General features: G+C 58.4%; 30 protein-coding genes. 7 read left to right on the forward strand and 23 right to left on the reverse strand.

Annotation, left to right across the window (positions count from 1 at the left end; genetic code table 11):
• Positions 1 to 22 precede the first annotated feature (22 nt).
• The 8 genes from KGB18_RS11170 to KGB18_RS11205 all read right to left on the reverse strand — a co-directional run bounded on the left by KGB18_RS11170 (position 23) and on the right by KGB18_RS11205 (position 10,673).
• Positions 23 to 853 carry an ABC transporter permease gene (locus tag KGB18_RS11170; protein WP_030130697.1) on the reverse strand — a complete coding sequence of 277 codons (831 nt, stop codon included), beginning with the start codon at positions 851 to 853 and terminating at the stop codon, positions 23 to 25.
• The gene (locus KGB18_RS11175; RefSeq protein WP_201060738.1) at positions 850 to 1,773 is read right to left on the reverse strand and encodes an ABC transporter ATP-binding protein; all 924 of its coding nucleotides are present in this window, start codon (positions 1,771 to 1,773) and stop codon (positions 850 to 852) included. Before KGB18_RS11175 ends, KGB18_RS11170 begins: the two co-directional genes overlap by 4 nt.
• Positions 1,770 to 3,062 (reverse strand): nitrous oxide reductase family maturation protein NosD, encoded by a 1,293-nt coding sequence (locus KGB18_RS11180; protein WP_223569891.1) that lies wholly within the window; start codon positions 3,060 to 3,062, stop codon positions 1,770 to 1,772. Before KGB18_RS11180 ends, KGB18_RS11175 begins: the two co-directional genes overlap by 4 nt.
• Before the next feature lie 27 nt (positions 3,063 to 3,089).
• Positions 3,090 to 5,009 carry a TAT-dependent nitrous-oxide reductase gene (gene nosZ, locus KGB18_RS11185; protein ID WP_223569892.1) on the reverse strand — a complete coding sequence of 640 codons (1,920 nt, stop codon included), beginning with the start codon at positions 5,007 to 5,009 and terminating at the stop codon, positions 3,090 to 3,092.
• A 55-nt stretch (positions 5,010 to 5,064) separates the two neighbouring features.
• Positions 5,065 to 7,245 (reverse strand): transcriptional regulator NosR, encoded by a 2,181-nt coding sequence (gene nosR, locus KGB18_RS11190; protein ID WP_223569893.1) that lies wholly within the window; start codon positions 7,243 to 7,245, stop codon positions 5,065 to 5,067.
• A gap of 109 nt (positions 7,246 to 7,354) precedes the next feature.
• Positions 7,355 to 8,743, reverse strand: a complete 1,389-nt coding sequence (gene hemN / locus KGB18_RS11195; RefSeq protein WP_123722453.1) for an oxygen-independent coproporphyrinogen III oxidase — start codon at positions 8,741 to 8,743, stop codon at positions 7,355 to 7,357.
• Between the two features lie 22 nt (positions 8,744 to 8,765).
• Positions 8,766 to 10,112: a coproporphyrinogen III oxidase gene (locus KGB18_RS11200; protein WP_123722295.1), complete on the reverse strand. Its 1,347-nt coding sequence runs from the start codon at positions 10,110 to 10,112 to the stop codon at positions 8,766 to 8,768.
• A gap of 117 nt (positions 10,113 to 10,229) precedes the next feature.
• Positions 10,230 to 10,673: a CopD family copper resistance protein gene (locus KGB18_RS11205; RefSeq protein ID WP_038982768.1), complete on the reverse strand. Its 444-nt coding sequence runs from the start codon at positions 10,671 to 10,673 to the stop codon at positions 10,230 to 10,232.
• 273 nt (positions 10,674 to 10,946) lie between these two features.
• Here KGB18_RS11205 and KGB18_RS11210 point away from each other — a divergent pair, with 273 nt between their 5' ends.
• The 3 genes from KGB18_RS11210 (at position 10,947) to KGB18_RS11220 (ending at position 12,529) form a co-directional block, all read left to right on the forward strand.
• Positions 10,947 to 11,210: a hypothetical protein gene (locus KGB18_RS11210; protein ID WP_048396972.1), complete on the forward strand. Its 264-nt coding sequence runs from the start codon at positions 10,947 to 10,949 to the stop codon at positions 11,208 to 11,210.
• An 82-nt stretch (positions 11,211 to 11,292) separates the two neighbouring features.
• Entirely contained in the window at positions 11,293 to 11,970 is a 678-nt protein-coding gene (locus KGB18_RS11215; protein ID WP_123722294.1) for an SOS response-associated peptidase family protein, read from the forward strand.
• Between the two features lie 142 nt (positions 11,971 to 12,112).
• Positions 12,113 to 12,529, forward strand: a complete 417-nt coding sequence (locus KGB18_RS11220) for a CBS domain-containing protein (protein WP_038982771.1) — start codon at positions 12,113 to 12,115, stop codon at positions 12,527 to 12,529.
• A gap of 195 nt (positions 12,530 to 12,724) precedes the next feature.
• On the opposite strand, the gene KGB18_RS11225 is transcribed toward KGB18_RS11220, so the two are convergent.
• The 3 genes from KGB18_RS11225 to KGB18_RS11235 form a co-directional block, all read right to left on the reverse strand.
• On the reverse strand, positions 12,725 to 12,979 hold the full coding sequence (locus tag KGB18_RS11225) for a hypothetical protein (RefSeq protein ID WP_038982773.1): 255 nt from the start codon (positions 12,977 to 12,979) through the stop codon (positions 12,725 to 12,727).
• 284 nt (positions 12,980 to 13,263) lie between these two features.
• Positions 13,264 to 13,569 (reverse strand): hypothetical protein, encoded by a 306-nt coding sequence (locus KGB18_RS11230; protein WP_123722293.1) that lies wholly within the window; start codon positions 13,567 to 13,569, stop codon positions 13,264 to 13,266.
• 120 nt (positions 13,570 to 13,689) lie between these two features.
• Positions 13,690 to 13,884: a hypothetical protein gene (locus tag KGB18_RS11235; protein ID WP_030130625.1), complete on the reverse strand. Its 195-nt coding sequence runs from the start codon at positions 13,882 to 13,884 to the stop codon at positions 13,690 to 13,692.
• A 188-nt stretch (positions 13,885 to 14,072) separates the two neighbouring features.
• Here KGB18_RS11235 and KGB18_RS11240 point away from each other — a divergent pair, with 188 nt between their 5' ends.
• Entirely contained in the window at positions 14,073 to 14,267 is a 195-nt protein-coding gene (locus KGB18_RS11240; protein WP_008074997.1) for a hypothetical protein, read from the forward strand.
• 264 nt (positions 14,268 to 14,531) lie between these two features.
• Here the strand turns inward: KGB18_RS11240 and KGB18_RS11245 are convergent, their stop codons facing one another.
• From KGB18_RS11245 to KGB18_RS11255, 3 genes are all read right to left on the reverse strand, one after another.
• Positions 14,532 to 14,762 (reverse strand): hypothetical protein, encoded by a 231-nt coding sequence (locus tag KGB18_RS11245; RefSeq protein ID WP_123722292.1) that lies wholly within the window; start codon positions 14,760 to 14,762, stop codon positions 14,532 to 14,534.
• Positions 14,763 to 14,916: 154 nt separating this feature from the next.
• Positions 14,917 to 15,153: a hypothetical protein gene (locus KGB18_RS11250; protein ID WP_052964462.1), complete on the reverse strand. Its 237-nt coding sequence runs from the start codon at positions 15,151 to 15,153 to the stop codon at positions 14,917 to 14,919.
• Between the two features lie 98 nt (positions 15,154 to 15,251).
• A complete protein-coding gene (locus KGB18_RS11255; RefSeq protein WP_223569894.1) occupies positions 15,252 to 16,478 on the reverse strand; it encodes an RtcB family protein in 1,227 nt (408 codons plus the stop codon).
• Between the two features lie 91 nt (positions 16,479 to 16,569).
• On the opposite strand from KGB18_RS11255, the gene KGB18_RS11260 reads away from it, so the two are divergent.
• A complete protein-coding gene (locus KGB18_RS11260; RefSeq protein ID WP_223569895.1) occupies positions 16,570 to 16,809 on the forward strand; it encodes a hypothetical protein in 240 nt (79 codons plus the stop codon).
• 11 nt (positions 16,810 to 16,820) lie between these two features.
• Entirely contained in the window at positions 16,821 to 17,183 is a 363-nt protein-coding gene (osmE, locus tag KGB18_RS11265; protein ID WP_123722290.1) for an osmotically-inducible lipoprotein OsmE, read from the forward strand.
• Positions 17,184 to 17,236: 53 nt separating this feature from the next.
• Here the strand turns inward: osmE and KGB18_RS11270 are convergent, their stop codons facing one another.
• Positions 17,237 to 17,455: an SPOR domain-containing protein gene (locus KGB18_RS11270; protein ID WP_123722289.1), complete on the reverse strand. Its 219-nt coding sequence runs from the start codon at positions 17,453 to 17,455 to the stop codon at positions 17,237 to 17,239.
• Between the two features lie 221 nt (positions 17,456 to 17,676).
• On the opposite strand from KGB18_RS11270, the gene KGB18_RS11275 reads away from it, so the two are divergent.
• Positions 17,677 to 18,039, forward strand: a complete 363-nt coding sequence (locus KGB18_RS11275) for an NUDIX hydrolase (protein WP_123722288.1) — start codon at positions 17,677 to 17,679, stop codon at positions 18,037 to 18,039.
• Positions 18,040 to 18,072: 33 nt separating this feature from the next.
• Here KGB18_RS11275 and KGB18_RS11280 read toward each other — a convergent pair whose 3' ends face one another.
• From KGB18_RS11280 to KGB18_RS11315, 8 genes are all read right to left on the reverse strand, one after another.
• Entirely contained in the window at positions 18,073 to 18,846 is a 774-nt protein-coding gene (locus KGB18_RS11280; RefSeq protein ID WP_123722287.1) for a 1,6-dihydroxycyclohexa-2,4-diene-1-carboxylate dehydrogenase, read from the reverse strand.
• Positions 18,847 to 19,092: 246 nt separating this feature from the next.
• Positions 19,093 to 20,106, reverse strand: coding sequence for a benzoate 1,2-dioxygenase electron transfer component BenC (gene benC / locus KGB18_RS11285; RefSeq protein ID WP_007895558.1), 1,014 nt, complete (start codon positions 20,104 to 20,106; stop codon positions 19,093 to 19,095).
• A gap of 10 nt (positions 20,107 to 20,116) precedes the next feature.
• Positions 20,117 to 20,605 carry a benzoate 1,2-dioxygenase small subunit gene (gene benB, locus KGB18_RS11290; RefSeq protein WP_095632602.1) on the reverse strand — a complete coding sequence of 163 codons (489 nt, stop codon included), beginning with the start codon at positions 20,603 to 20,605 and terminating at the stop codon, positions 20,117 to 20,119.
• A complete protein-coding gene (gene benA / locus KGB18_RS11295) occupies positions 20,602 to 21,966 on the reverse strand; it encodes a benzoate 1,2-dioxygenase large subunit (RefSeq protein ID WP_223569896.1) in 1,365 nt (454 codons plus the stop codon). Before benA ends, benB begins: the two co-directional genes overlap by 4 nt.
• A gap of 244 nt (positions 21,967 to 22,210) precedes the next feature.
• Positions 22,211 to 23,170 carry an AraC family transcriptional regulator gene (locus KGB18_RS11300; RefSeq protein WP_317850971.1) on the reverse strand — a complete coding sequence of 320 codons (960 nt, stop codon included), beginning with the start codon at positions 23,168 to 23,170 and terminating at the stop codon, positions 22,211 to 22,213.
• 191 nt (positions 23,171 to 23,361) lie between these two features.
• Positions 23,362 to 24,291, reverse strand: coding sequence for a catechol 1,2-dioxygenase (gene catA / locus KGB18_RS11305; protein ID WP_201060750.1), 930 nt, complete (start codon positions 24,289 to 24,291; stop codon positions 23,362 to 23,364).
• Positions 24,292 to 24,342: 51 nt separating this feature from the next.
• Positions 24,343 to 24,633 (reverse strand): muconolactone Delta-isomerase, encoded by a 291-nt coding sequence (gene catC / locus KGB18_RS11310; RefSeq protein WP_123722282.1) that lies wholly within the window; start codon positions 24,631 to 24,633, stop codon positions 24,343 to 24,345.
• A gap of 10 nt (positions 24,634 to 24,643) precedes the next feature.
• Positions 24,644 to 25,804, reverse strand: a complete 1,161-nt coding sequence (locus tag KGB18_RS11315) for a muconate cycloisomerase family protein (RefSeq protein ID WP_223569897.1) — start codon at positions 25,802 to 25,804, stop codon at positions 24,644 to 24,646.
• Between the last annotated feature and the right edge of the window lie 74 nt (positions 25,805 to 25,878).

Here is a 25,878-nt window from a genome sequence, read left to right on the forward strand (position 1 = left end):
CTCCAAAAACCAAGGTGTGAATTCATGTCGCCCGTCGACGGAACAGCAGCCAGGCCAAGCCCAAAGGCACCGCCACCCACAGCAACAGGCACAACCAGAGCATCGAGCCCGGCACAGGCAAATCGCTGCCCAGGGTCAGCACGCCAGCACTGCCGGCGCCGGGCTCGAAACCGGAGAGATTGATCAGGCGATAGATGTCGGCGGGGTTGAGCAGCAGTAACCAGGGCAGCACCTTCGGGTTGAACTGCCCTTCGCTGAGCACCAGCAATGCCAGCAGCGCCAGGTCGAACACCAGCACGAAGAAGAACCAGACCCCCAGCGCCAGCCCGGCGGCGGTGGATTTCTCGGCAGACACACTGCTCAGCACATAGGCCAGCCCAAGAAAGCCCCAGCCCAGTAACGTCGACGACAGCATGAATCGTCCAAACGCCCAGAGCAGCAGGTTCAGTTCGACGTCCTCCACCAGCACCGCAATCGCGAGCATCGCGCAGCCAAAACCGATGAGGGTCGCCAGCGCCAGGATCAATCCGTGACCGACGAACTTGCCGAGCAGGATGTGCCCGCGTCCCAGCGGGTAGGTCAGCAACAGCAACAACGTGCCGCTTTCGTCTTCGCCAACGATGGCGTCATAGGCCAGCAGCAAGGCAATCAGCGGCATCAGGAATGTCGCCAGGCTGGCGAGGCTAGCGATGGTGGCGGGCACCGAGGTGAAGCCCAATTGCCCGGAAGCCGCCGCACCCAACCAGGCGATGCCGGTCGCCAACACGGCGAACAACAGGCTGATCGCCAACAACCAGCGGTTGCGCAAACCGTCATTGAATTCCTTGCGGGCCATGTTCCAGATCGGGTTCATACAGTCTCTCCACTGGGGGTCGCACCGGCCCGGCCCATGTAATAGCGGTAGATGTCCTCCAGGGACGGCGGGTCGATTTCCACATCAGCTGGCTCGTGTTCATTAAGCAGTTCGCGCAACAGGTCCAATTTGTTGCCATTGAGCGCAGCCACTTCAAGGCCCTCCACGCCCCAGCGCTGGGTGACGTGCCCGGCGTTGTTCCAGGATCGCTGCAATGGCTCGGTGTGCTTGAGGCCATTGGCGCGAATCAGCGTCGGCAACCCGGCTTCCTCGCGCAAACTGCGCAGACTGCCGAGGGCCAGCAGGCGCCCCTGGGTCAGAATCGCTGCACGGTTGATATGCGCCTCGACTCCCGGCAATACGTGGGAACAGAGAATGATGCTGGTGCCCTGGCTGCGCAGCCGATCGAGTAACCGATAGAGGTCTTGAGTGGCGATGGGATCGAGGCCGACGGTCGGCTCGTCGAGCAGTAACAAACGCGGCTCGCCGAGCAAGGCTTGCGCCAGTCCCAGGCGCTGGCGCATGCCTTTGGAATAGGTCTTGACCCGTCGATGCGCCGCGCCCGCCAGGCCGACTTCCTCCAGCAGCACGTCCACCTGCGCGAGCGCTGCGCCTTTGAGTCGGGCGAAATGACGCAAAGTCTCCAGGCCGCTCATCTGCGGATAGAAGGTCACGTTCTCCGGCAAATAGCCCAGCAAACGCCGAACGTGCGGATCACTGGGCATGCGACCGAACACCCTGACCGATCCTTCACTGGCCTGGAGCAGACCGAGCACCAGTTTCATGCTGGTGGTCTTGCCCGCGCCGTTGTGCCCGAACAAGCCCAGCACTTCGCCTTCGCCCAGGCTCAGGTTCAACTGATGCAACACGGTGGTGTACCCATAGCGCTGGCTGACGCCTTCCATGTCGATGACGTTCATGCGGTGGGCTCCTGGGTCAGGGGTCGTGTGGTGGGATTCATCAGTGGATGGCTGTCCAGGACGCCCGGCGATTTCATCACCGGAAAGGCCCGTTGCACCCAACGCAGCAATTCGATCCCCGGGCTGTTCATCAACAGCCGCACCTGCGGGTACAGCCACAGCAAGCGGTCGACGTTGTCGTTGGGTTCGTAGGCGATATCGCCCAGGCCATCGTTGTTGCGATCCCAGCCCAGGTAATCACTCCAGTAATTACCCCGGCCATCCGCCGACCATTCCTGCAAGCGGGTGGCGACGTATTTGACCTGGCGTTGGTTGCCGATAAACGCGTTGTCGGCGATGCGGTTGTCTTCGGAGCCGGCGGTGAGGTGAATGCCCACGGCGCTGTGCTCGAAGTGGTTGTGTTCGATGGTATTGAACAGCGAGTTGTAGATGAACAGCGCCTTGCCCTCGGCGCCGCTGATCATGCTGTCGCCGGTCGAGCCGTCGCGCACGTCCGTGACGAAATTGTCGCGCAAGGTTGAATAGGTGATGTAGTTCATCAGGATGCCGTAGTTCTGATCCTGTTCGGAGCGGTTGCCGATCACCGTGAGCTTGCGGCTTTGCATCAAGGCGTAGCCGGTGCGGGTGCGGCGGGTGGTGTTGCCGATCAGCCGGTTGTCGTTGGCAAACATGTAATGCACGCCGTAACGCAGGTCTTCCAGGGTATTGCCCTGCAGCAGGTTGCCGTTGGAGGTGTCGATGTAGATGCCATCGCGGGTGTCGTGCACCTGGTTGCCGATGACCCGGGCGCCATGCACCGCGTACAGATGAATACCGTTGCCACGATCCTGGGAGCGCAGCGCCGGATCCCCCTGAATGTGGTTGTCGATCAGGCTCACATCCTGCGTGCTGTCGACCCAAATACCGAAGCCCTGGCCCTGCAGGCGATTGCCTTTAATCACCGCGCCACGGGCCTGTGGCTGGAGGAACACCGCCGCATTCATGGCCGTGAGGTCGCGCCCCCAATCCAGAAAGGTACAGCCCTCAATCCGCACATCGGGCGCGCTGACAATCACGCCGTTGCCCTGCCCTTGCGCCTGAAACACCGCGCCGGGGTCGCAAACAATCTGCATCGGTTCATCGACGCTGAACGAGCCACGGTACTCGCCCGCCGGCAAGTGCCAGCGTTGTTCAGCGTCAACCCACAACGGCAACGTGGTGATGGGTTGCACCGCCGCCAGTGCCCCGCCTGACATCAACAGGAGCACAAGGGCAATGGCCTTTACCGGACTTTCCTTGATTTCGGTCATCGGCCCGCTCCCGTCGAATGCCAACCGTCAGGCCCGCTCGACCTTCATCCGACCGACCATTTCCATGTGCAGTGCATGGCAGAACCAGCTGCAGTAGTACCAATGCAGGCCGGCCTTGTCGGCGGTGAAGGTGATGGAAGACGTTTGCTGCGGGCTGATCTCCATGCTGGCGCCATGGTTGGTCATGACAAAACCGTGGGTCACGTCTTCAATCTGGTCGATGTTGGTGATGATCACGGTGACCTCGTTGCCCTGCTTGACGGTGAACTCGGTCAGACCATAGGCCGGCGCCATGGAGGTCATGTAGACCCGCACATGATTGCCGTCGCGGATGACCTTGTTGTCGGTCTCCAGGTTGATCCCGTCTTTCTTGGCCAGCTCCACAGTGGCGGCGAAAAACGGGTCGTTGCGGTTCCAGATTTTTTGGGTCTTGATCTGATCCCGGCGCGCCAGGATGCAATCGTGAGGTTCGGCAAACGCAGGACCGTCGTGCACCAGCTTCATCTCTTCGCCAGAAATATCGATCAACTGGTCGTTTTCCGGGTGCAGTGGCCCGGTCGGCAGGAAGCGGTCCTTGGAGAATTTGCACAACACCACCAGCCACTTGCCATCCGCTTCACTGGTTTCGGTCAGCGAAGCATGGTTATGGCCAGGCTGGTACTGCACGTCGAGCTTCTGCTTGATGTAATTGACCTTCTCGCCCTTGTAGGCGCGTATCGCTTCCTCCATGTTCCACTTCACCACCTGGCTGTCGATGAACAACGTGGTGTAGGCATTGCCGCGACCATCGAAGGTGGTGTGCAAAGGCCCCAGGCCCAGTTCCGGCTCGGCAACGATAACTTCGCGCGGGTCCTTGAATTTATCGGCGAACAGGTCGTCCAGCCGGTCGATGGCAATCATCGAGACCGTTGGCGACAGCTTGCCGTTGGCAATGAAGTACTTGCCATCGGATGAGGTGTTGAGGCCGTGGGGGTTCTTCGGCACCGGGATGTAGCGAGTGAATTCGGAGTCCTTGCCATCGGTTTTACGACCGTCGACCACCGGCACTTTCGAGTCTTCCAGGGTGATGAATTTGCCGGCCTTGATCGCAGCCTCGATGCGCGGGATGTTGAACACCACGACCCAGTCGCGCTCGTTGCGCATCATGCCGCCAAGGTCGTAAGCCTTCTCCGAGTTGTAGCAGGTGGACGCGGCGTACTTGCCGGTGTAATCGGCGTCGGAGTTGTCCAGGTTGCCGTCGACGATCACCTGGAACGCCATCTCCATTTTCTCGGCATCGATGGCGTTGAACATGGTGAAGCTGTTCTTGTCTTGCAGGTCGAAGGTGCTGCCGTCATTGGGGTGCGGGATGACGAATTCGGCATTGGCGAACACGTACTTGGTGTAAGGCACTTTTTGCAGACGCAGGCCGTGGATGGCCTGCACGTTCGGCACGGTGAGGATCTTGTCGCACTTCATGATGTCCAGGCGGATGCGCGCGACCCGGGAGTTGGCCTTGTCGTTGATGAACAGGTATTTGCCGTCGTACTTGCCATCGGTCATGGAGATATGCGGGTGATGGCAATCGCCATTCTGGAACTTTGCACTGTCGCCCAGAATCCGTTTGCTTTCGTTGGTCAGGCCCCAACCGGTGGCCGAGTCGACGTTGAACACCGGAATACGCATCAACTCACGCATAGACGGCACGCCCAGCACCCGCACTTCGCCCTGATGACCACCGCTCCAGAAGCCGTAGTATTCGTCCAGCTCACCGGGGCCGACATGGATTTTCGCCTGCGCATCCTTGACTGCGGCCGCCCACGACTCGCGGCTGAACACTGCGCCGCCCAACGTCGTGGCGCCCGCCAGCACCGCACCGGTGACGGCACTGCTGCCCAGAAAACCGCGACGACTGAGTCCCGCGCGTTCTTCTTCCTGCACGGGTTTTGTGGATTCTGTGTCAGTCATGTTGCGTACTCCTTGAAGGGATAAAACGGTCACTGCGGACGTGCGCTCGCGAGCTTCATTCAGCAGCCGGCACTTCCACGACAGGTATCAGCTGCACCGCCACGGGGGCCGGTTTGCCGCGCTTCTTGCGCTTGTTGATCAGCGGCGGGCATTTGTCTTCGTTGTGGTAGGTCATCTGGCAATCGAGGCAGTAGTGGCACTCGTTGGCATTGATCCGGCCATCGGGATGGATCGCCTGGATCTCGCATTCCTTGGCGCACAACTGGCAGGGGCTGCCGCATTCCTTGCGGCGCTTGAGCCAGTCGAACAGGCGTAATTTGGTCGGGATCGCCAGCGCCGCACCCAAGGGGCAGATGTAGCGGCAATAGACCTTGCGCGTGAAAATGTTGATCACCAGCAGCCCCACCGCGTAGAGCACGAACCACCACTGGCGGTCGAACTTGAGGGTAATGGCGGTCTTGAACGGTTCCACCTCGGCGAACAGTTCGGCGGTGGACATCGATTCCAGGGAGATGCCGAAAAGCAGCAGCAAGATGATGTATTTGATCGCCCACAGCCGCTCATGCACCGCAAAGGGCAATTCGTACTGGGGAATTTTCAACTTGCGCGCGGCTTCGTTGATCAACTCTTGCAAGGCGCCAAACGGGCACAGCCAGCCGCAGAACACGCCACGGCCCCACAGCAGGATGCTCGCGGCGGTAAAGACCCAGAGCATGAAGATCAGCGGATCGGTGAGAAACAGCTCCCAGCGAAATTGCTCGAACAGCGCATGCACAAAGGTCAGGACATTGACCACCGACAACTGCCCCAGGGCATACCAGCCCAGAAAGACCACGGTAAAAAGCAAGTAACCACGACGCAGCCAGTGCAGAAAACGTGGCCGGCGGGTGAGTTTGTCTTGCAGGAACAGGATGGCCGTCAGCAGCAACAACGCGCTCGCGAGGACGGCGATCTGGAAGTGTTTCTGGTACCAGATGTTCAACCACATCGGCCGGCTGGCTTCCTCGATGGCCACCTGTTCTTCGGCACTGGGCGCGGGTCGCTCAAGGTAGGGCTCGGGCAGTTGATAAGGCAGTTCGAAGCTGCTGAAGGTGCCGCTGACCGGTCCCGTCTGACGCCGCACCAGGAGCTCCAGCGACCAGGGCGATCCCGGGTCGAATCCGGCCGGTTTGCGGACAATGAAAATCGACATTTCATTGAACTCGGGCATGCCCTCGGCAAATACATCGGAGAGTCGCTGATGGTCCATGTCGCGAAAGCTGATGACGTTGCCGAACTGGCGCAATTGCACCCGATCGAAAATCCCGCCGCGCACATAACCCGAGCCTTTATAGGAAAACAGCCCACGCCCCAGCACCACGATGGCCTGCTCGCCGGGTTTGAGTTCCTGCATGAGAAAGCGATATTGGTTATCGCCCAGCAACGCGCGGCCAATGGTCGGCGGGTTCAAGTCGGCGGTGTACAGCTCGATAAAGGTGTCATCGACTTGATCCGGGCCAGCGTTGTCGACGCCTTCGGCTTCGGTGCCCTTGAAGGCGGCATCGACCTGCCCACGGGTCAGGTTCAACCGGCGAATGGCGCCGTTACCGGTCAGTTGCTCCCAGGTAGCAGGCTCGAAAAAATCCTGGCGCACGATGGCGGGCTTGTTCACCACCCCGCCCCTGTCCTCGATCAGCTTCAACGATACGGCCACCTCATGGGCGGCACGCATGATGACCTCATTGACCACCATGGCGGTGACGGTTGCGCCGGCGATGGCATCCACGGTGACCGCGCTCGGGTCGCTGGAATGGCCGACCACCACCCGCTGACTGACCTTGATCCCTTTGTATCGGGCGCTGAAACCGTGGAGTTTTTCCTCGGGAATGCCGATCAGCAGAATCGGTTCGTGGTGCTCCAGCACATAGGCGTCCTGAATCACCCCGGCGGTGTCGAGGATCACTTGGGTGTTGATGGGTTTGCCCGAGTAGGCCGGAATATCCACCACATCCAGGCTCTGGAACACATAACCGATGACCTTGCCGGCGGCGGACAGCGTGCGCACCTTGAACTTGCCTTCGGCTGCGGACACCGAATCGGTTTGAGGGAAAACCTTCTCGATGCGCTGCTGCTCGATGTCGCCGTATGACTTGGCCTGCACCGTCGCGAGCGCTGCGATCATCAGCAAGACCATCACCACCAGCCCGACGCTCCAGATGCGCAGGTTGCCATGTATCGAAGGCTGATGGATTGTCATGAGCTCGCAGATTTCAAAGGGGCTTGCGGCAATGTTAGGGAGCGCTGTGTGCCCCGCCCTTGATTGAAATCAACTCGATAAAATTCCTCGCGCCAGAGCGCCAGAAGCCTCAAACGGTGCGGGAAAACCGGCCTTTTTGCTCCCCTCCCAGATAGGCGTCAAATGCCATCGCGGCACTGCGCATCATCAAATGCCCTTGCGGCAACAGCACCAACTCGTCGCCGTGAATCTGCAACAGTCCGTCACGCACCTGCTCGTCCAGTTGCGTCAGCGCATCGGCAAAATACTCGGTGAAGCAAATGCCATGACCGGCTTCGAACTTGGCGAAATCGATCCTGCCGTGGCACATCAGGTCGCTGATCACTTCGCGGCGCAGCAAGTCATCAGCGCTCAAGCGATAACCACGATGCACCGGCAACAAACCTTGATCGATACGGGCGTAGTACTGCGAAAGCTCCTTGACGCTCTGGCTGTAGCTGTCGCCGACCTTACCGATCGAAGACACTCCCAGGCCGATCAAGTCGCAGTCGGCATGGGTCGAGTAGCCCTGAAAATTGCGTTGCAGGGTGCCATGGGTGCGGGCCAGCGCCAGCTCGTCGTCCGGCAAGGCGAAATGATCCATGCCGATATAGACATAACCGGCTTCGGTCAGACGGCGGATCGTCAGCTCGAGCAACTCCAGCTTGCGCTCCGGTGGCGGCATGTCCGCCGGGCGAATCAGCCGTTGCGCGCGCACCAGCTCCGGTAAATGGGCGTAGCTGTAAGCGGCAATCCGGTCCGGACGCAGGGCGATGATCTTGCCGAGGGTGACGTCGAAACTCTGCACCGTTTGCAGTGGCAGGCCGTAAATCAGATCGACGCTGATCGACTTGAATTGCGCCTCGCGCGCCGCCGCGACCAGCGCGTAGATCTGTTCTTCACTTTGCTGGCGATTGACCGCGGTTTGTACGTCGGGATCGAAGTCCTGTACGCCGAAGCTCAGACGATTGAACCCCAGTTGGCGCAGCGACTGGATTTGCTCGGTGTTGATGGTGCGCGGATCGACCTCGATGGAAAACTCATGATCATCGCTGTCGTCCATGTCGAACGCCTGGTGCAGGCAGTCCATCAGGTCCGCCAGCTGTTCACTGGTCAAATACGTCGGCGTGCCCCCGCCCAGGTGCAGTTGCGTGAGTTTGCGCGAGCTGTCGAACAAGGCGGCCTGCATCACGATTTCACGCTTGAGGTACGTCAGGTATTCGACGGCCCGATGGGTTTTCTGGGTAATGATTTTGTTGCAGGCGCAGTAGTAGCAAAGGCTCTTGCAGAACGGAATGTGGATATACACCGACAACGGCTTGGGCACCGCCGCCAGGTTGCTGTCGGAGGCGGCACGCTGGTAGTCGTCAACGGCAAACGCCTGATGAAACTGCGGCGCCGTGGGATAAGAGGTATAGCGCGGCCCGGGACGGTCATACTTTTCGACCAGGGCTCGATCGAAATCGAATGCAGGTTTCATGATCAATCGACTCGCAGGTGGGTTAATGCCTTGCACTGTCCGAATCCTTTTCAAACAGGTTGCAGATGGCATCCACTTCCGGCCGGCCGGCGGGAAGAATGCTGATGAAACGGTCCGACAATTCAATCAACCCGTCGCGACTCAATTGCTCCAGCAATGGCCAGACAGATGCAAAGTACTTGGAGAAAATCAGCCCATAGCGCCGCTCGATGACGCGGATATCCAGCTCTTGATCACACGCCAGTCGCTCCATGACCATGTGTCGTATCTGATCCCCCGCCTCGAAACGCCAGCCACGAGACGTCGGCAATTGGCCCCGGTCCAGTTGCTGCTGATAACGCTCGATGGCGTCGGTGTTTTGCGTATACAAATCGTCGATCTGACTGATAGCCCCCAAACCGAAGCCGATATGGTCGCAATAGCCGTGACGGGTAAAACCGTCACACGTGCGACGTAACCGGCCCCGCTCCTGAGCGATCGCCAGATCATCGTCGGGCCGCACAAACTGCCCCATACCGATGTAGTGATAGCCCACGGCGATCAACTGTTCGAAGGCGATCTGGCGCATCGCGCCTTTATCGTCCTGACTGCACAGTTCCCTGACCTTGTCGCCGAGCCTTGGCCGATAGCGGCGTGGTGGTCGGGCATAGTCGAACACCATCAGCCTGTCCGGCTCCAGCTCAATGATCGCCGCCAGCTTCAGCGCGAAGCTTTCTGGCGTTTGCCAGGCATGACCAAAACCCAGATCGACATTGATCGATCGATAACCAAAGGTGCGGGCGGCATCAATCAGTGAATGAATAGGGGCCGGGTTCTGGTAGCAGGCCACCGACATATCACAGTCGGTGTCGATATCCGGAACGCCAATGCTGACATGATTGAATCCCTGGTTGCGCAACGCGCCCATGGTCGACCAATCGGTATGGTGAAGGTCGACATCGACACTGTAGTCGCCGCACTCATGCTCGAGAAAGTTGAATCGATCACGCAGGTGATTCATCAGGCGTTCGAGATGAGCGATGGTGGGTGTTCCGCCGCTCAGATGAAATTGTTCGACCCGTTGCTCCGCTCCCAGATGACAACCGACGAGGTCGATCTCCTGTTCCAGGCGTTGAAGGTACTGTTCGATTTCGCCGTGCTCGCAGGCGACATCGCGCGGGGAACAAAAGGATGGCTTGAGGCTGGAAGGCAGCTGCACGTTCAGGGCGATCGGGCGTCGTTTCTGGCGGCTGACGCGCAAGGCACGAAGCAAATCCAGAGAGCCGATGCCGTCATGAAACTTTTGCGTGTCGGCATGGCAGTTGGGGTCGAGTACGCCCTGATCGCACCGAGCGATCAGATCGCCGGGGGCGTGAGAAAAATCGAGCATGACAGGTCTCCGAGACTGGCTGCGGATCAACAGTGTCCGGGATAGGCGATCAATGCTCCTTGACTTGTATCAAGCGCAAGCCAAGTGCTTGCAGGACAGACCTTGGGGCAAGGCCGCTCACCACGTCAGGTAAAACATCCCCTTGGCCAGCAGCACAATGACGACCATATGGCAGAACACACTGCCATGGATGAAATGCAGGTATCGAGCGTTCATTCGGCCGCTTTTGAACAGAAACATGGCGGCCAGGAAATGCAGCAACACGCTCACGGCGACCATGATTTTCAACAGCAACAAGGTGCTGAACGATGAGGCCATTGGCGTTGCAAGGACGGGCAAATAGCGCAGCCAGACCATGCCCAGCCCCGCGCCGAACAATACCAGTAGCACCCACGGCATCAGGGTGCGGGCTCGGCGACCAATACCCTCCTCGACCAGCAGCATCACTTTGGCGGGCAACTGTTTGCGGATGCTCTCCAGGAACAGGACTTCGAAGAACACCGTGCCGATAAAGATCAAAGCGGCAAACAGATGAAAGGTTAGAAACAGCGGATAGAGCATGAATGTTCGCCCTCAATTCAGCTGTCGGTTTCTCCAGAGAATACAGAGCAGCTCGACTCAGGCGATTGACATCAATCAAGAAACCCCCGAATCCGCGCCGCCAGGGGCCGCGCGACACCGATCCTGTGCGGCGCGATCGGCCAGGCTATCGAACACAAGTTCGACTTCGCGCCGTTCATCGACAATACTCAATAGTCGAAAGTACCTGCCGATAGTCAAAACAATGCCCCGGCATTAGGGGATTTCAGAACGTGTAGTAGTGGGTTCAAGCTTATGAAAGATATCTATCTGCTGATCGAGCATGGAATGGATCAGGGCGAGGTTTATGTACTTGGCTGGTTCGATGATGAGAAAAGGGCCAAGGAAGTGGCCGAGGAGAAGGAGTGGGAGGTGTACCGCGCCAGCTTGAAAACTGAGCATCCCTGGTCAAATCACAAACCGCTGGCGCCAGACCAGACTAAATATCGTCGTTTCTGGATCAAAGAGATTTCCAGATTTGATCACGTCCCGGTTCCCAGGTCCTCAGCGGTTCATTGACCCCCATCCGACTTCGGCTGTTCGGGGTACGCCCCACCCTGAAACTATTGTCTAAGCTCAGGAATAGCATGAGGGCTCAGCCATGTGCGGACGACTTTCGCAGTATCGAGGTGTTCACGAGTTCGTGGCGGCGTTGAGTATGCCCAACGCCCTGGTCAACAATGCTGGCGATCAGCCGCTCGAATTCTACAACGCCGCGCCGTCGACTCAGCTCGCCTTGTTCCACGAGGAAAGCGGCATGCTGCACGCCGACAGGGTTCGTTGGGGCTGGCGACCGCACTGGGCCAGGGATCACGCGACACCGATCAACGCCCGGGTTGAGAAAGTCGCCCACGATCCATTCTTCAAGGAGATATGGCCGCACCGGGCAATTATTGCCATCGACAACTGGTTTGAATGGGTTTACGAGGGCGGTCCGAAGAAACAGCCTTACCTGATCCGTCGCAAGGATCACGCGCCGATCCTGTGCGCCGCAATTGGTCAGTATCCAAGGTACGAAAAGGAGCCGGACGAGCATGACGGCTTCGTGATCATCACCGCGGACAGTGAGGGTGGCATGGTGGATATTCACGACCGTCGGCCTGTGACGCTCAGTCCCGAACTGGCGCGGGAATGGATTGATCCCTACACGCCCAAGGAGCGCGCCGAGCAGATACTCCTGCAGCAACGCGAACCTTGCGATGCCTTCGAATGGTTCAAAGTGGACATGGCCGTGGGCAATGTGAAGAACCAGGGCTCAGAATTGATAGAGCCTATCTAGGGCCTGAGCACCATGACCCGCCCCAATCAATCCGTCACCATGACGAGTGGGGATAAAACAATCTGAACCCGCCCTTCCCCTCCAAAGTCAAAAAAACTGGCAGCCCTTAATTACTGAAGCAGCACTTTAAAGGAGTCTTTTCATGAAGATTTCGGAAGTTATGACGAAAGATGTTTTAACAGCCAAGCCAAGCCAGACGATCCAGGAGGCCGCGAACATGATGGCCAGGATCGATAGCGGCGCCATCATGGTTGAGGAGCAAGAGCGTCTGATTGGCATGATCACGGACCGGGATATAGCCATCAGAGCTGTAGCCGAAGGACTCCCTGGCAAAACCCCTATCAGTAAAGTAATGACTGGCGGCATCCGCTATTGCTTTGAGGATGAAGACATAGAGCATGTGGCAAAAAACATGGCGGACGTGCAACTGCGTCGCCTGCCCGTGCTCAACCGAGACAAGCGTCTGGTTGGCGTCGTGTCGCTGGGAAACATTGCCAGCACTCGATCTCAATCCGCCGCTGCGACGGTTTTGCGCGGAGTGGCACAGGCTCATCATTAACCGGGCCGCTTAAGCGTTCTCAGGATTAAAACTCGCATGGATCTGGCACGCTCGCCTGGCCTGAAATCCCGTTCGAAACCCGGCTTCAGGGTCAGGCGAGTCCTTGTGTGCGCATCTACCGCAATCGCCTCGCAGAGATAACCTTCCCACACCCAGCGCGTCGTTCGCTGGGGCGCATGCTTATTGCGCGACACATCAGTTTGGCTCGACGAGCAGGTCTTTGTCCTCCGCGCCTAGCGCCGGCTCTTGGTCTTCCAATTTGTCGGTTTCACGCTTCTTTTTCAGTCGGGCTCGAGTGCGCTCGGTGTCATAGGTTTTTCCGTCGGCCAAGGCATTCAGGGTTGTTGAAATCCGATAGAAACCACCACACGGCTCACAATAAATGCGCAAGCCACCCCCGAACGAAAGATCTTCCAGCGCATTAGTGTTTCCACACAGCGGACAGCTCATAGCCACCTCCTGATCATTCAGTTAGCCGCTTTCAGCCCGCCATAAATGCTGACAACCTGGGTAGGGTGTGATGACGAATAGCGGGGACATGTTGATATCGACAGGGGCTATCCATGGAGGTTGCTTGTTTTTTGTCGATAGATCGAGCAATACCTGCGTGAGCCCCTGCAGGAGCTGCCGAAGGCTGCGATCTTTTGATCTTTCAGGAGCCGCTGAAGGTCAAAAGATCGCAGCCTTCGGCAGCTCCTACGGGGGGACAGGGTTACAGCCAGGACAGACGGATTCTAATCCGAAGTCAGCGGCTGCCTGGAGCGAATCGGCGCGATGACCGACCTTTCCTCGGTGTCGCGATGCAATAGGGAAACGAAGTAGTCATAGGTGGATATCAACGGCACCGGATCGTCATTGCGCGCCATCTCAAGCCATCGTCTTGTGCGTTCTATGTCAAAGAACTCGTTCTTGAATTTCATTTTCGCCACAAGGTTCGCCGAGACCTTGTAGCGTCCACATCCAGCCGAGCATTTGACTTCTGACCATTCTCCAGCCGCGTGAACAGTATTAGAGGCAGCCTGACAGATTAGGCACTTCATGTTCGATCTCCGTATCCATGAACTACCAACTGTAGACGATCCGCGACCAAGGAGCGTTCACTTGGAAGAAAGATAAGAACATCAAAAAGTGAAGAGCCCAGCGCAATGGCTGGGCTCCGGTTATCTTCTGTTTTCCAGCATCTTATCGGCGAGTGCTTTGGCCCTTTGGATTAACAGATTCTGCCTGTCTTCGTGGGTGGCCTCTCCAACCACCGGTGCCGTCAGATTGCTTTCCGCAATCAACGCGGCACAGAAGTATTGATCCCAAACAGCGCTTTGCTCCGACTCCTGTCTATTCATTTGGTCGGCGATCATATGCGGCTCCTTTTGATGAGGTAGCCTCTTAAGTTTACGCCCGAATCATGGACCACCCGCGTCGCGAAGGATGACCGGCACCTCATTGCAATCCGTTCACTGGCGACAAGTCGTTTCCTCAACTAGGATTTTTAGCGCACAGGACTTCGCCCACTGTGTTGTCGGGCGATTCATCAAAGGAGAGATAGATGACATCTACTCGAATTTCCGAGCAAACCTATCGTGGATGGTCCAACCCCATCTTGCTCGAACTCAAGGAGAGAGAACATCAGCTAAGCCCCTCGGCACGCCAGGCCCTGCAAAATGTCCTGGTGGAGAGGAGGCTTCTTGACACTGGCAACCCATCCGGCAGCGATCGCCGCAAGGCTGATCCGGCCGGGTAACGACAGGTATCAATAACGTTTGTCCTTCACGCTCATCATCGACGCTGCTGGCTCTCTGCCGGCAGCGCGCTCATAAGCCATTCCAAATTCCAGACAAAAAAAAAGCCCAGGCAGCTGATGGACGCCTGGGCTTTAAAAATGCATAAACCGTGGTGGTGAACGCGGGGCAATATTACCCAATCGCGCGACTTGTAACAAGATATTCTGACTCACTATCCAGTTACTAAATCTCCTAACTCATTAAATATCCACACTATTTTTAAGTCATCTACTGACTGATCCACTCCCGACACCGTCGATTGCAGCGGAAAAAGCCCCTCGCGCATCGCGCACCAGTTCACGCCATTCAGCGTTGTTGATGAGCCCGGCTCCCTCCATTTCATCCGCCGCTTTCAGCAGTTTGTCGTAGTGTTCTTCACAATCCATCCCGGCCTCCGGTTCTCTCAAGAGCCGGTACCAGGCATCGAGGGCTGCCTTTTTTCGATCATCATTCATAGCCAAACTCCCGGGGACTGTTTGCTCTTGGAAGTTATTTCAGGAATGACCGTTCCTGGATTCCGACATATGGCTCCGACATACGGCACAGGTCGTCACGCATACTGAAAAACGGGAAATGTAATCTGTACATCCAGCGGACACCCGACGGTCTCTATACAGGGGCTTCGCCCTGCCCCGGCTCGGCCCCCGAGCCAGAATCGGGATACGACCTCGCATTCAGATACGTCATCCATCGCTCGTACGCTTCATGCTGCCATTTTGTGACCCGCTCCCATTCCGGGCCGCTCAACTGATGGGCCGAGATGAGTTTCATCATTTCCGTGGTTGCCGCATCCAGGTCAACAATCAGCTCATGCGCATGGTGTCTGAAATCATCGGTAGTCGTCATTCGAGATGGCCTCCCTAGCGAATAGATCATTACCTCAATACGACAGCAGAGCTGTTCACTCGCGTTAATGTTCCCGACCAATGGAGGTCCTTCCCTTCCTACCCCTTCACGCAGACCACCTGTCGCAAGGTGTGCAGTACTTCCACCAGATCACGCTGGGCGTACATGACTTTGTCGATGTCCTTGTAAGCCATCGGAATCTCATCGATGACCGCCGCATCCTTGCGGCACTCCACATGAGCGGTCGCGCGGATCTGGTCTGCGACAGTGAAAGTATTTTTGGCTTTGGTGCGGCTCATGGTCCGACCGGCACCGTGACTGCAGGAACAGAACGATTGTTCGTTGCCGAGCCCTCGAACGATGAAGCTTTTGGCCCCCATGGAGCCGGGAATGATCCCCAGCTCGCCCTTCTTCGCTGACACCGCGCCCTTGCGGGTGACCAGGACGTCTTCACCGAAGTGCCGCTCTTTCTGCACGTAATTGTGGTGGCAGTTCACAGCCTCCAGCGCGACCTCGAAAGGTTTGCGAATCACTTGCCGCGCGGCCTGAATCACCGCCTGCATCATCAACGCGCGGTTCTGCCGGGCGAAGTCCTGAGCCCAGCCCACCGCTTCGACGTAGTCGTCGAAATGCCGGCTGCCTTCCTTGAAATAGGCCAGATCGCGGTCCGGCAGATTGGCGATGTGCTGGCGCATGTCCGCCTGGGCCAATTGAATGAACAGGGTCCCGATGGCATTGCCAACGCCGCGAGAACCGCTGTGCAGCATGAACCAGACGCGATTGGCCTCGTCCAGGCAGACCTCGATGAAGTGATTGCCGGTACCGAGGGTGCCAAGGTGATGGCGGTTGTTGGTACTGGCAAGTTTCGGGTACTTGTCGGTGATCGCCTTGAACCGTGAACTCAGCGCCGCCCAGGCTTGATCGGCTTGATGTGGAACGTGATTCCAGGCGCCTTCATCGCGGCGGCCACGGCTCAACGTGCGGCCATGGGGCACGGCCTTTTCGATGGCGCTGCGCAGGCCGTGCAGGTTGTCCGGCAAGTCGGCGGCGGTCAGTGAAGTGCGCGCGGCAATCATGCCGCAGCCGATGTCCACCCCCACGGCCGCCGGAATGATCGCGCCCACGGTGGGGATCACGCTGCCGATGGTGGACCCTTTGCCCAGATGCACATCCGGCATCACTGCCAGGTGCTTGAAGATGAACGGCATCTTCGCGGTATTGATCAATTGCTGCCGGGCTTCGCTTTCAACCGGCACACCCTCGGTCCAGAGTTTGATCGGCTTGCCGTTGGCGACTTCCAGCAGTTGGTAGACGGGTTGTTGCATGATTTCGACTCTCTTGCGATCAGACGAACATAACGCTCCAGACAGGTAAATGGGACTACTATTTCGTAGCGGGGAATTGCAGGAGGTCATCATGTGGCTTAATGAATATGAACAGCAACTTCGGCGCGACCTGCAAGGTGTGGCCTCGGATCTGAGGTGGTCGGCGGTAGAGCTTTTGCGCATTGCAGAGCAGTTGCGCCTGGCCGGCAATGATGTGGACGCAGAGGCAACGCTAAGGCTGTGCGCGTTGTTCCAGGGCGATGAAGAGCGACTGGCGGGCTATGCTGAAGAAGTAAAAGCAAAATCCATCAGTCGGATGAAACCTCATTAGAGAGCGCTGCCATGAACAAGCGTCTATGCGCGCTGATCGCCGTGCTGGCGGCGTCAGGTGGCTGCAACACGGAATCACACGTTTATCGAGACCAACCGCTGGTCGCCAAGGTCGAGACCGGCATGAGCAAGGAACAAGTCCAGCAGATTGGCGGCCAGCCTTTATCGATAACGCAGCGCACGGTGGAACCTGGCACCTGCTTTGACTACAAGCTGACCCAGGCCGGCCATCAGCAGCCGTATAATGTCAGTTTCGACAGCCAGGGCAAGGTCGACCACAAAAGTTTCATGACCTGCGCGCAATGGAGTCGTGCCCAACAAAAAGCCAGAGAGTACTCCCCGTCCACAGGCGGGATGGGTGGCAGCGGTTACTGATCTCCACGCCTGACAGCGATTAAAAGCCCCGGCGAACCGGGGCTTCAGGCGCACTATTTGTCTGATTTGTGGCTTTCTGATTTGTGGCTGCGCGACGCTTTACCCGACCGGGCTCTGTAGGCGGGAAGCGAAGCCGCATAGGCCAGTGCTTCCTCTCTGCTGCCAAAGGCTCCAAGCCGGTCACCTTTGGTGCACACCCGCCAGGGGCCGTTGTTCACGCTGAGTACGTCATAGCCGTTCATGTGCATTTTAGTCAGCATCGGAACGCTCATAGTCACCTCCATTTCGGCAGTGATAGTCCTGGATCGACTCAACTACCTTACACCCGACCTTCACTGAGGTGCCAACCAGACGTCGCGTCAGGATTCCGGCATTTCATTGCACTTTCAGCCGCCCTGTCGACTCCAACCCTTGAAGCAGACACTTCTGCGGATTTCGGTCTGAATATTGCATTTTCATAACTGTTTTGTGACAGATAGCAGTCGGGTAATCCATGAAAGTACGTGCAACCGTCATTTGCGAGCAGGATCGGCATATCCTCTTCGTGCGCAAACCCAGGGGGCGCTGGACCCTGCCGGGCGGAAAAATCGAGCCTGGCGAAACTGCTGCGGGCGCGGCCACAAGAGAGCTTTACGAAGAAACAGGGCTTGAGGTCGACGACCTGCTGTACTTGATGGAGTGGGAGACGACCAGCACTCGGCATCATGTCTACGAGGCGTTGGTCGTAAACTTGGCAAAGGCTCGGCCACAAAATGAAATCTTTGATTGCATCTGGTATCCGCTGGACGCGGTACAGAACCTGAACACAAGCGACGCCACACTCAGAATCGTCAAAGCGTTTCAGCGTCGCTTGTAGATCACAGGTATTAACCGCGCGACTGCAAGCCACTCAACCCAAATCACCGCCACCGACCGGCATGATCATGCCGGTGATGTAGGAGGCTTCGTCGCTGGCCAGAAACAGGATAGCGCTTGCCTGCTCATCCAGCGTGCCATAGCGCTTCATCAAACTGCTGTCGAGGGTCTGGTCGACAATCTGCTGGTACCAGAGTTTTTCCTGAGCGCTTTGCTGCGCGGTGTTGCGCGGGATCAGCCGTGGCGGCGCCTCGGTGCCACCGGGGGCAGTCGCGTTGACCCGCACGCCACGACCGGCCGTTTCGAACGCCAGGCAAGCGGTCAGCGCATTGACCCCGCCCTTCGCCGCACCGTACGGCACGCGATTGACGCTGCGGGTCGCAATGGACGAAACGTTGACGATGGCGCCGCTGCCTTGCTCAAGCATGAACGGCAGCGCAGCATGGCAACACCACAACGTAGGGAACAATGAACGGCGGACTTCGGCCTCGATCTGCGCCTCTTCATAGTGCTCGAAAGGCTTGGCCCAGATCGTGCCGCCAACGTTGTTGACCAGCACATCGAGGCGATCAAAACGTTCGACAGCGGTGCGCATCACGCGGCTGCATTCGCTGTACTGCTCAAGGTCGGCGGTCAGGGCGAGCACCTGGCTACTCTTACCCAATTCCTTCTGGAGTTCGAACACCAGATCGGAGCGGTCGACCAGAATCAACCGCGCACCTTCGGCGGCCATGCGTTCAGCCACACGCCGGCCGATGCCTTGGGCGGCACCGGTAATCAGCGCGACTTTTTCGTGGAATCTGTTCATGTGTACCTCTATTGCGAAAATTGTTTTCACGGGAAACACGATCTGTAGCAGCTGTCGAGCTCCAGCGAGGCTGCGTTCGGCTGCGAAGCCGTCGTAAAATCAGAAACTGCGATACATCAGGCAGACCGCATTAGCCGGACTCACGACTGCTTCGCAGCCGAACGCAGCCTCGCTGGAGCTCGACAGCTGCTACAGCCGAACGCAGGCTTCGCCAGCTGCTACAAAGGTGCATCGCCGCGAAAATACTTACGCCGCGCTGGCGGCAAATTTTTCGTAGTAGAAGTTCACCGGCGCAATGCCTTGTTCGCGGATGAACTGGCTGACCGCTTCGACCATCGGCGGCGGGCCGCACAGGTAGACGTCGACGTCGCCATCGTTCAAATGCCGCGGCTCGATGTGTTGGGTCACGTAACCCTTGAGCGGGTGCCGACTGTCGGGATTGGCCACGCAGGCGCTGAAGCTGAAGTTCGGAATGCGTGCGGCGAAAGCTTCAAGCCGATCGAGTTCCACCAGATCGAAATCGTTGGTCACGCCATAGATCAAATGCAGCGGATGCTCGCTGCCCTGTTCGGCGATTTTTTCCAGCATCGCGGTGAACGGCGCCAGACCGGTGCCACCGGCCAGCAGCAACAACGGACGGCGGATGTCGCGCAAATAGAAGCTGCCCAACGGTCCGGCCAGGCTCATGCTGTCGCCGGCCTTGGCCATGCCGGTCAGGAAGCTGCTCATCAAGCCGCCAGGTACGTTGCGAATCAGAAAGCTGACTTCGCCGTCACGCTGCAACGAGCTGAACGAGTAAGCGCGAGTCTGCTCGCTGCCGGGAACCCCGAGGTTCACATACTGCCCCGGCAGGAACGCCAGTTTGCTCAAGGCTTCGCCCTTGATCGACAGCGCGATGGTGCTGTCAGACAACTGACGCACGGCGCTGATGGTCGCGTCATAACTGGCCTGACGGGTACGGCAGACATCCGATGAAACCGGCACCCGCACCACGCAATCGCTCTGCGCCCGCATCTGGCAGGTCAGGACAAAACCCTGTTGCGCTTCGTCGGCGCTGAGGGCGTCTTCGATGTAGTCCTCACCCAAGTCGTAGCGGCCAGCCTCGGCGAAGCACTTGCAGGTTCCGCAAGCGCCATCTCGGCAGTCCAGTGGAATATTGATGCCTTGGCGATACGCGGCATCGGCCACGGTTTCCCCAGCATTGGCGTCGATGAATCGGGTGACGCCGTCTTCAAAATTGAACGCAATGGAATGAGTCATGACGGCCGCCTCAGAGGTGGTAAACATCAATGACCTGTCGAACGTAGTCGTTCTTCAGGATCACTTTCTTGGCCTTGATCAACGGGTTTTCTCCGCGCACATCCAGGGTGTAGAAACTGCTGCCGAAATAGCTGTCGACGGTCTTGTAGCGAAAGCTCAGGGTGTGCCAGTTGAAGCGCACCTTGCACAGCCCGTCGGCCTGTTCGATCAGCTCGATATTGCTGAGGTTGTGCGAGGTGCGGGTGTCCGGCACGCTGGCGCTGGAGCGTTCGGTCTTGATGCGGAAGATGCGATCTTCCAGGCCCGTGCGGTTGCCGTACCAGATCAGCGAAATTTCCCGCTGCGGGTCTTCAGTCAGCTCGTCGTTGTCGTCCCAGGACGGCATCCAGAATGTTGCGTCCGGTGCGTACAACTCCAGCCAGTCATCCCATTGTTTGTCGTCGAGGTAGCGTGCTTCGCGGTAGAGAAAATCGCGCACCGCGTCATAGGTAATGGTCATTGCACGGCCTCCACTGCAATCAGTTCGGACTGTTCAGCGGCCAACGCCTTGAGCATCGTTTGCTGCCAATACTTGTGTTGCAGCACGAACAGGCCTTCGTCTTCGGTGCGCACGCCGCTGAGCAGCGGGTGCAGGTCGATCTCTTTAGCCGCGTCATCCGCGCCTTCCACCCAGTGTTCGGCGCCACGGGACATGTCGTTCCAGGCGGTAACGCTGCCCTGGTAACCCGTCTGGCAGGAGCGAAACTCTTCCAGATCGTCCGGGGTCGCCATGCCGCTGACGTTGAAGAAATCCTCGTACTGACGAATCCGGCTCGAACGAGCGTGGTCGCTTTCGCCTTTGGGGGCGATGCAGTAAATGGTGATTTCCGTACGGTTGACCGAGATCGGCCGGGCGATGCGAATCTGCGAGCTGAACTGGTCCATCAGGTACACGTTCGGGTACAGGCACAGGTTGCGCGAGTTCTCGATCATCCAGTTGGCGCGGGCCTGGCCGAAGTCCCGGGCCAACTCGTCGCGACGCTCGTACAGCGGGCGGTCCTCGGGGTTGGACCAGCGGGTCCAGAGCAGCATGTGGCCCTTGTCGAAGGAATAGAAACCACCGCCCTGCTTGGCCCAGGTGCCGGCGCTCATGGTCGGATTGCAATCGCCGGCTTCGCGCTGTTTGCGCTGGTTCTGGGTCGCCGCGTAGTTCCAGTGCACCGAGCTGACGTGATAGCCGTCGGCACCGTTTTCGGCGGTGAGTTTCCAGTTGCCTTCGTAGATGTAGCTGGAGGAACCGCGCAGCACTTCCAGGCCATCGGCGGACTGATCGACGATCATGTCGATGATCTTCGCCGACTCGCCCAGGTGCTCTACCAATGGCACCACGTCAGCCCTGAGGCTGCCGAACAGGAAACCGCGATAGGATTCAAAACGCGCGACTTTGGTCAGGTCGTGGGAGCCTTCGCAATTGAAGCTCGCCGGGTAGCCGGCCGCCGCCGGGTCCTTGACCTTGAGCAGCTTGCCGGAGTTGTTGAAGGTCCAGCCATGGAAGGGGCAGGTATACGAACTCTTGTTGCCGGTCTTGTGCCGGCAGAGCATCGCTCCACGGTGGCTGCATGCGTTGATAAAGGCGTTCAGTTCACCGTCCTTGTTGCGCGCGATGAAGATCGACTGACGCCCCATGGTGGTGGTGTAGAAATCGTTGTTGTTGGGGATCTGGCTTTCGTGTGCGAGGTACAGCCAGTTGCCTTCAAAGATGTGTTCCATCTCAAGGTCGAACAGCCGCGGATCGGTGAACATCTCGCGTTTGCAGCGATAGATGCCCTGCTCAGGGTCTTCTTCAAGCAGGGAGTGAAGGTATTCAGGTCGCAGGGTCATGGCCGCCGCCTCCATTGTTTTTATTCAGGCAGGGCCATGCTAGGACGAGGGGATGGGGCGCACTATCCGCCGGGTGCAGACCTGTATCCGTTTTGTGCAGAGGGTATCGCGCACGCCCGTAACATATCGGGCGGACACAAAACTGTAGGAGCTGCCGAAGGCTGCGATCTTTTGATCTTGTCTTTTAAAAACAAAGTCAAAAGATCGCAGCCTTCGGCAGCTCCTACAGGGATTGGGGGCACGTTCAATGGCGGCGCTTGAGGGTGTCCGATGGCAATTCGCCGAACTGTCTGCGGTAGCTGTCGGAGAACCGGCCCAGGTGCAGAAAGCCGTAATCCATGGCCACTTCCGTGACGTTGCGCACGTTGCAGGTCGGGTCGCTCAGGTTGGCGTGGATGCGTTCGAGCTTTTTCTGCCGGATGTAGTTTTTCGGCGTGTCCCCCGCATTGCGTTCGAACAACCCGTACAGCGAACGCAGGCTCATTCGCGCCTGGCGTGCCAGTTCTTCGCTGTCGATGTCCTGCTTGAGGTTGCACGCGATGTAATCGACCAGCGCCTCGAACGTGGCCGAGGGTGAGCCGGGATCAGTGCGCATAACGTTGGTCTTCATCAGGCCAAGCATCTTGCTGACAACGATTTGCGCATAGTGCTCCTGCACCCGGGGAATCTGCTCGGTGGCCTCGGCTTCCTGGCAAATCATCGCCAGCAGACCGACGAAACCTTCCAGCTCATTGAGCTGATAACGGTTCTCCAGAAACCGCACGCCCTGCCCTGGATACCGCCAGCGCTGCTCTTCGCACACCGACTCCAGCAGCCGCGTGGGAACTTTCAGGATGAATTTTTCGCAATCACTGGAATAGGTCAGATCCACCGGATCATCGGGGTTGATCAGCAGTAACTCGCCAGGCGCGAAGTAATGTTCCTGACCATGGCCACGCCACAGGCAGTTGCCGCGCAGCAGCACTTGCAAGTGATAGATGCTGTCCAGCGCATGGGACACAACCCCCACGCTGGCGCCGTAACTTATACGGCACAGGTCGAGGCTGGCGAATTTGCGATGATCCAGGCTGGCCAGCGGCCGGCCGGACCTGGGCATCTGGAGGCAATGATTGCCGACATGCTGATTGACGTAGCCTGATACCGCGTAAGGGTCGGCGTGGTCGAAGACTCTGCTGCGATGACTCAACAATTGCGCTTGCATCATCGGTTCGCTCTCATTGTTGTTTTAGGGTGCGTCGGGCGATTCTAGAGCAGTGCTCGCATCGATGTGTCAGTTGACCGACCTGTGGGAGCGGCCTGCTCGCGAAAGGGTCATCAGCTTCAACATCAACGTTGACTGACACTCCGCTTTCGCGAGCTGGCTCGCTCCCACAAAGGTTCGGCTGATCGAAGGTATCAGTCCTCGAGCGCGCGAACCCGTTCGTGGCGTTGCTGCTCCTCAGGCTGGGCAGACGACTGCAGCGTGAAGTCAAAATCGATTTCGGCAAAACGACCGCTGACGCCATGGGCCGCCGCACGCTGCGGATCATCGCTGAAGGTGATTTTGGCAATCAGCTCATCACGGGTGGCATAGGCAAAATCGTCATGCAGGTACTGATCGCCGTCGAGGTTGATCTGGGTGGTCAGGTGACGATGATCCGCTGCCGAAATGAAGAAGTGGATGTGCGCCGGCCGCTGACCATGACGGCCCAGTTGATCGAGCAGTTGCTGAGTCGGACCGTCCGGCGGGCAGCCGTAGCCCGACGGCACGATACTGCGAAAACGGTAACGGCCCTCGGCATCGGTGACGATGCGTCGACGCAGGTTGAATTCCGATTGAGTGGTATCGAAGTAGGAATAAGTGCCGCCGGTATTGGCGTGCCAGACATCCACCACCGCGCCGGCCAACGGTTCACCGGCGGTGTTGCGCACTTGGCCTTGCATGAACAGCACCACACCCGGATCGACGCCGTCATCCAGCCGCGCTTCGCCTTCCGATATTGGCGCACCCGCCACGTACAGCGGCCCTTCGATGGTCCGCGGTGTGCCGCCGGCCTTGCCGGCCTGCTCGTCTTCGGCGTCCATCAGCAGGTCGAGGTAATGCTCCAGACCGAGCCCGGCCACCACCAACCCGGCCTCTTGACGCGCGCCCAGCACGTTGAGGTAGTTGACGGCTTTCCAGAACTCTTCCGGGGTCACGGCCAGGTCTTCGATGATGTTCACCGAATCGCGCAGGATGCGATAAACCAGCGCCTTGACTCGCGGATCGCCGGCGTCATTGAGCAGACCGCTGGCCTCTTCGAGAAACTTCTGGACACTGGCAGTGTGGGAAATCTTGACGTTCATGGTGGTTCCTCATCTTGTAATTATTAGCGTAGCGAACTGAACAGGCTGGGTTCAGCGGTCATCCTCGCGAATGGAAGAAGGATGCCGGCACAGCGCGTTGACCTCGATGGCCATGTACGGGTACAGCGGCAATTGCATCAGCAGGTCGTGCAGGTCCTGAACGCTGTCGACATCGAACACGCTGTAATTGGCATAGAGCCCGGCGATGCGCCACAGATGACGCCACTTGCCTTGCTCTTGCAGGCGCTGGGCCAGGGCTTTTTCGTCGGCCTTGAGCTGAGCGGCGCGTTCCGGGTTCATGTCGACCGGTAAATTCACAGTCATTTTTACGTGAAACAGCATGATGCCCTCCTCAGGCTTGATGAACGGCAGTGGATGTGGCATTGGATATTTTGTCCCGACGGAAAAACGCCAGGCGCTCTTCATCCAGAACAAGGCCCAACCCCGGTGTTTGCGGGACGTGCAATTGGAAATCGCGGTAGACCAATGGCTCACTGAGGATGTCTTCGGTGAGCAGCAGCGGGCCGAACAGCTCGGTATCCCAGCCCAGTGTGTTCAGTGTGACAAAGGCATGGGCCGAGGCCAGCGTGCCGATACCGCCTTCAAGCATGGTGCCGCCGTACAGGCCGATGCCGGCCGCCTCGGCAATCGCGGCGGTTCGCAGCACGGCGCGTGGGCCGCCGTTCTTGGCGATTTTCAGGGCGAATACCGAAGCGGCGCCCTCGCGGGCCAGGTTGAAGGCATCCTCCACGCATTCGATGGACTCATCGGCCATGATCGGCGCCGGGCTCATGGCATTCAGGCGCACCATGCCGGCGCGGTTATTGCGCGAGATCGGTTGTTCGATCAGGTCGATACCGTTGGTTCCGAGGATCCGGCAGGCCCGCAGGGCAACCGCTTCGTCCCAGGCCTGATTGACATCGACCCGCACGCTGGCGCGATCGCCCAGCGCCTTTTTGATCGCAATGACGTGGGCCAGGTCGCGGTTGACCTCGCCAGCGCCGATTTTCAGCTTGAAGATCCGATGCCGGCGCAGGTCGAGCATTTTTTCCGCTTCGGCGATGTCCTTGGCGGTGTCTCCGCTGGCCAGGGTCCAGGCCACCGGCAGCGCATCGCGAACGCGGCCGCCCAGCAGTTCGCTGACCGGCAGGCCCAGGCGCTTGCCCTGGGCGTCGAGCAAGGCGCTTTCGATACCCGATTTGGCGAACGTGTTACCCCGAATGCTGCGCTCCAGGCGCAACATCGCGGCATTCACATTGCCGCTGTCCTGGCCAAGCAGCAATGGCGCGAAGTGTTTATCGATATTGGTCTTGATGCTGTCCGGGCTTTCGTTGCCATAGGCCAGACCGCCAATGGTGGTCGATTCACCGACCCCTTCAATGCCGTCGGCACAGCGCACACGAATGATCACCAGGGTCTGGTTCTGCATGGTGTGCATCGCCAGCTTGTGCGGGCGAATGGTCGGCAGATCGACGATGATCGTCTCGATCGATTCAATGGCAGTTGCACGCATGTCGATACCCGTCAGGTTCTTAAAGTTCTGGAACGGATTCTCGTACGGCTTTTTCCGGACGGCCAATATAGAAT

Origin of the sequence: Pseudomonas sp. BF-R-26, from assembly GCF_019947395.1 — a bacterium.
In the GTDB taxonomy this organism is placed as follows: domain Bacteria; phylum Pseudomonadota; class Gammaproteobacteria; order Pseudomonadales; family Pseudomonadaceae; genus Aquipseudomonas; species Aquipseudomonas farris.

Coding starts and splice junctions, on each gene's coding strand:
- benA (WP_223569896.1), bottom strand. CDS start 21,966: ATGACCCTGCGACCTGAATACCTTCACTCCCTGCTTGAAGAAGACCCT.
- KGB18_RS11210 (WP_048396972.1), top strand. CDS start 10,947: ATGAAAGATATCTATCTGCTGATCGAGCATGGAATGGATCAGGGCGAG.
- osmE (WP_123722290.1), top strand. CDS start 16,821: ATGAACAAGCGTCTATGCGCGCTGATCGCCGTGCTGGCGGCGTCAGGT.
- KGB18_RS11205 (WP_038982768.1), bottom strand. CDS start 10,673: ATGCTCTATCCGCTGTTTCTAACCTTTCATCTGTTTGCCGCTTTGATC.
- nosZ (WP_223569892.1), bottom strand. CDS start 5,009: ATGACTGACACAGAATCCACAAAACCCGTGCAGGAAGAAGAACGCGCG.
- benB (WP_095632602.1), bottom strand. CDS start 20,605: ATGACCATTACCTATGACGCGGTGCGCGATTTTCTCTACCGCGAAGCA.
- KGB18_RS11275 (WP_123722288.1), top strand. CDS start 17,677: ATGAAAGTACGTGCAACCGTCATTTGCGAGCAGGATCGGCATATCCTC.
- KGB18_RS11225 (WP_038982773.1), bottom strand. CDS start 12,979: ATGAGCTGTCCGCTGTGTGGAAACACTAATGCGCTGGAAGATCTTTCG.
- KGB18_RS11240 (WP_008074997.1), top strand. CDS start 14,073: ATGACATCTACTCGAATTTCCGAGCAAACCTATCGTGGATGGTCCAAC.
- catC (WP_123722282.1), bottom strand. CDS start 24,633: ATGCTGTTTCACGTAAAAATGACTGTGAATTTACCGGTCGACATGAAC.
- KGB18_RS11260 (WP_223569895.1), top strand. CDS start 16,570: ATGTGGCTTAATGAATATGAACAGCAACTTCGGCGCGACCTGCAAGGT.
- KGB18_RS11280 (WP_123722287.1), bottom strand. CDS start 18,846: ATGAACAGATTCCACGAAAAAGTCGCGCTGATTACCGGTGCCGCCCAA.
- KGB18_RS11200 (WP_123722295.1), bottom strand. CDS start 10,112: ATGCTCGATTTTTCTCACGCCCCCGGCGATCTGATCGCTCGGTGCGAT.
- catA (WP_201060750.1), bottom strand. CDS start 24,291: ATGAACGTCAAGATTTCCCACACTGCCAGTGTCCAGAAGTTTCTCGAA.
- KGB18_RS11180 (WP_223569891.1), bottom strand. CDS start 3,062: ATGACCGAAATCAAGGAAAGTCCGGTAAAGGCCATTGCCCTTGTGCTC.
- KGB18_RS11215 (WP_123722294.1), top strand. CDS start 11,293: ATGTGCGGACGACTTTCGCAGTATCGAGGTGTTCACGAGTTCGTGGCG.
- KGB18_RS11250 (WP_052964462.1), bottom strand. CDS start 15,153: ATGACGACTACCGATGATTTCAGACACCATGCGCATGAGCTGATTGTT.
- KGB18_RS11300 (WP_317850971.1), bottom strand. CDS start 23,170: ATGATGCAAGCGCAATTGTTGAGTCATCGCAGCAGAGTCTTCGACCAC.
- hemN (WP_123722453.1), bottom strand. CDS start 8,743: ATGAAACCTGCATTCGATTTCGATCGAGCCCTGGTCGAAAAGTATGAC.
- nosR (WP_223569893.1), bottom strand. CDS start 7,245: ATGACAATCCATCAGCCTTCGATACATGGCAACCTGCGCATCTGGAGC.
- KGB18_RS11270 (WP_123722289.1), bottom strand. CDS start 17,455: ATGAGCGTTCCGATGCTGACTAAAATGCACATGAACGGCTATGACGTA.
- KGB18_RS11170 (WP_030130697.1), bottom strand. CDS start 853: ATGAACCCGATCTGGAACATGGCCCGCAAGGAATTCAATGACGGTTTG.
- benC (WP_007895558.1), bottom strand. CDS start 20,106: ATGACTCATTCCATTGCGTTCAATTTTGAAGACGGCGTCACCCGATTC.
- KGB18_RS11175 (WP_201060738.1), bottom strand. CDS start 1,773: ATGAACGTCATCGACATGGAAGGCGTCAGCCAGCGCTATGGGTACACC.
- KGB18_RS11235 (WP_030130625.1), bottom strand. CDS start 13,884: ATGATCGCCGACCAAATGAATAGACAGGAGTCGGAGCAAAGCGCTGTT.
- KGB18_RS11230 (WP_123722293.1), bottom strand. CDS start 13,569: ATGAAGTGCCTAATCTGTCAGGCTGCCTCTAATACTGTTCACGCGGCT.
- KGB18_RS11220 (WP_038982771.1), top strand. CDS start 12,113: ATGAAGATTTCGGAAGTTATGACGAAAGATGTTTTAACAGCCAAGCCA.
- KGB18_RS11245 (WP_123722292.1), bottom strand. CDS start 14,762: ATGAATGATGATCGAAAAAAGGCAGCCCTCGATGCCTGGTACCGGCTC.
- KGB18_RS11255 (WP_223569894.1), bottom strand. CDS start 16,478: ATGCAACAACCCGTCTACCAACTGCTGGAAGTCGCCAACGGCAAGCCG.
- KGB18_RS11315 (WP_223569897.1), bottom strand. CDS start 25,804: ATGCGTGCAACTGCCATTGAATCGATCGAGACGATCATCGTCGATCTG.